This is a genomic window from Chryseobacterium sp. MYb328 (assembly GCF_037572595.1).
Lineage (GTDB): Bacteria > Bacteroidota > Bacteroidia > Flavobacteriales > Weeksellaceae > Chryseobacterium > Chryseobacterium pennae.
In genome coordinates this window covers 1-3580 of the sequence record NZ_JBBGZQ010000052.1, presented here as the reverse complement: position 1 = coordinate 3580, position 3580 = coordinate 1, and the positions used below count along the sequence as shown (strand labels likewise).

The 3580-nt window shown below is 38.2% G+C and carries 2 protein-coding genes; both read left to right on the top strand.

What is annotated here, in order from left to right:
* The first annotated feature begins 324 nt into the window (after positions 1-324).
* Positions 325-2535: a TonB-dependent receptor gene (locus tag WH267_RS25000; protein WP_340011707.1), complete on the top strand. Its 2211-nt coding sequence runs from the start codon at positions 325-327 to the stop codon at positions 2533-2535.
* Between the two features lie 109 nt (positions 2536-2644).
* Entirely contained in the window at positions 2645-3454 is an 810-nt protein-coding gene (locus WH267_RS24995; protein ID WP_340011706.1) for a siderophore-interacting protein, read from the top strand.
* The last annotated feature ends 126 nt before the right edge of the window (positions 3455-3580 follow it).

Below are 3580 nucleotides of genomic sequence, written 5' to 3'. Positions count from 1 at the left end.
GAAGCGGGAGGCTGGAAGAGGGGAGTTATGATAGGCGGTTACCATCTATATCTCAATTTTTATAGATGGAATACTGCATATTGAACTTAAGTTTTATAAGGCAGGAAGCGGGAAGTTATGATAAACGGTTAAAGACTGTTGCTCAGTGTAAGAAAATTATTGAAAAGTAGTTATAGCTATACTGATGACATAAATAACTTCCTGTCCCCAGCTTCCATCTTCCAGCCTTTACATCAAAAAAGTGAAAAATTTCATCTTTTCTTATTTTTATTGTTTCTAAATAAGAATTACCTTTGCCGGATTATAAAACTTTGATTTGAAGGAATGAAAAAGCAGTACGCATTCATAGGTCTATTGGCATCGGGATTACTATTTTCCCAAACTGTTAGAGATTCTGTAGCCTCTAAAGGTATAGAAGATGTTGTCATCGTAGCATCCAGAAAACCTACCAAAATATCTGAGATTCCCGGTACCGTTTGGGTTGTTCAGAAAGAAAAAATTCAGGAACAGGCCAAAAGCGGGGTTCCGATTAAGGAAATGTTATCCATTTTAATTCCAAGTATGGATATTGGTCCGCAAGGAAGAACAAACTACGGACAGAATATGAGAGGACGTTCTGCCCTGGTAATGATTGACGGAGTTTCTTTGAACAGTATCCGTGCCATCAGCCGTCAGCTGGATGCCATTGATCCGTTTAATATTGAAAGAATCGAGGTGCTTTCCGGAGCCAGCTCTGTCTACGGTGGAAATGCAACCGGTGGTATCATTAATATTATTACAAAAATACCATCCAAAAAAGGAATCAGCGGAGAAACTGAACTGGGTGTACGTACAGGATTTATGGGAAAAGATGACCATGATTTCCGTGCAGCACAATCTATTGCAGGAAAAGGAGAAAAGTTCTTCGGGAGACTGGGAATTGCTTATCAGCAGAATGGTGGAGTATATGGAGCTGATCAGAAACAGCTTTTTACAGATATTACCCAAACCGATCTTCAGTATAACCAATCTATTGATGTCCTTGCAACCGGAGGATATCAATTTAACAACAAGCATAAAATAACAGCTTCTGTTCAATATTATAACTCAAAATTCAATGGTGACAGAAGTTTATATTTAGGACAAAACCTAAGCGCATTTACCAAGAAAGACGGAAGTCTACTGGAGATGAGAGATGGGTTTTCTTCCGATAAAAATGTAGGTACAGAGCGCTATATGGCAACAGTAGCCTACAATGGAAATAATATTCTGGGTGGGCAGGATCTTTATATTCAGCTTGCCACGAGAGGAGAAAAACTAGGATTTTATCCTTTCCCCGGAAATGTAAAGCTGGACAAAACGAGTATGGCTTATATGTCTTCTTCACAGCAGGATACTTATTATTCTGGAATTAAAGCTTTATTGTCAAAATCATGGAAGGGATTGAATGTTACTTATGGAGCTGATATAGATTTTGAAAAGTTTGAAGGAACACAATCGGTATATGATATTACTAAAACAATGTCCAGTGGCGGATTAATTAACCAGACTCAATACAGGTTAGGAAGATATCCTACTAACCATTCTCAAAGTTATGCAGGATATGTTCAGGCAAAATATAACATTATTCCAAAGTTACAGCTTAATGCAGGAGTACGTTACCAGCACATCAACGTAAAAATGGATGATTTTGTAGGCTCTGTACAACAGACACAGATTGCTATGGGATATGGAGCCTCCGCTTCAGCCATTCCGGGAGGAGAAAGCTCATATAATGTCACATTAGCCAATGCCGGATTACTGTATAAAATCAGTGAGCAGCACCAGGTATGGGGAACATTCTCCCAAGGTGCAAGCTTAGCAGATCCTGCTAAATATTATGGAATAGGAACCTATAAACTGAACGGAACCCATTGGGATGTAGTTTCCAGTATCAATGTCAAAGAGCAGCCTTTACAGGCCATCAAAACCAATCAGTTTGAAGTAGGATACCGTATTAATAAAGGTGGGTTGAGAGCACAGGTTGCCGGATTCTTAAGTAATTCTGACAAAACTGTAGCTGTAGATAAAAATACATTCCAGATTCTTGTTAATGACCTGAAATTAAGAAATATGGGAATCGAAGCTGAGATTTCTTATTCTATGAACAACGGAGTGTATTTCGGAGCAAGTGGATTATTGATCAAATCTGAAGTAGACAATAAGGGCGAATGGCAGAAACAGGAAATTTACAATGCTTCTCCATCAAAATTAGTAACATACATTGGATATAACGTGAAAAACTGGTCGTTCAGGTTCCAGTCTTTACAGAATTTCAAGCAGAAGGATGAGCTTAATAATGTAGTGGAAGGATACAATACATCAGACCTTATGATAGGCTACCGATTCCAGTTTGGGAAGTTCAATCTTGGAATTCAGAACCTGTTCAATACGGATTACCAGACCATCTGGAGCAAGCGTTCCCAGGTTTTATACTCAAGCTACGGAATTCCGGACTTGTTTAATTATAAAGGAAGAGGCAGAACATTCAACCTGTCTTATACTTTTGAATTTTAAAAAAATAAGATTAAGGTATTATGCCTTAGTCTGAATCAAATACTTTCTATAAATCCGGTTTCTGATATTGATCGGAAGCCGGATTTTAACTTAAAAAATAAATTCAGTTATGGCTCAAATTTCAACATGGCAGTTCATTGCCGAAGTTACCAGAAAAGAATACATTACCAATCATTTTATCAGAGTGTATCTGTATTCTCCCGAAGTTCATTTGTTTAAAAATACCACGATAGGAGACAATAATAAAATTGCCATTCCTCCGGTTGGATTAAACGAAGTGCATTTCCCAACTATAGAAAATGATGAATGGGTGTATCCACCAAAAGAAGTGGCTCCATCCATCAGGACATATACGCATAGGGGAATTGATCTGGAAAAGAATGAAATCTTTATTGATTTTGTAGATCATGGAGACGGAGGTCCGGCCTCAAAATGGGTAAGAGAAGCAAAAGCAGGTTCAAAGCTTGGAGTAATGATGCGTCTTGGTGAAAAAGAGCTGTATCCTGAAGCAGAATGGTATTTATTGGCAGGTGATGCTACGGCAATTCCTGTATTAAGTGCTATTTTAGAAACCCTTCCGGAACCAGCAAAAGGAATCTGTATTATCGAAGTTCACGGAAAAGAAGATGAGCAGATCTTAGAAACTAAAGCAGATATTGAGTTTAGATGGCTTCATAATTCCCAGCCTCAGGTCAGCAGTGAAATTGCTGATGTGGTAAAGAGTATAGAGATTCCTGAAACATCAAAATTTGGCTATGTAGCTTGTGAATTCTCTAATGTTAAAGAAATACGCACTTATCTTAGAAAAGAAAAGAACTGGACCTCAAAAGAACTCTACGCTTTTTCTTACTGGAAAGCCGGTAAAGCAGAGAACGAGTCGCAGGAAGACAGACATGAAGAGAAGGAATCAATAGCATAATGGAGTTAAGGTAAGGGAAGTCTTTAATGCTTTTAACGCAGTGCCTTTGCGAACGGAAAGCTAAGCAGGATTAAAGTTATCTTAGCGATCATAGCGTTTTAAATCTATAGTTGAACTAACGTTATC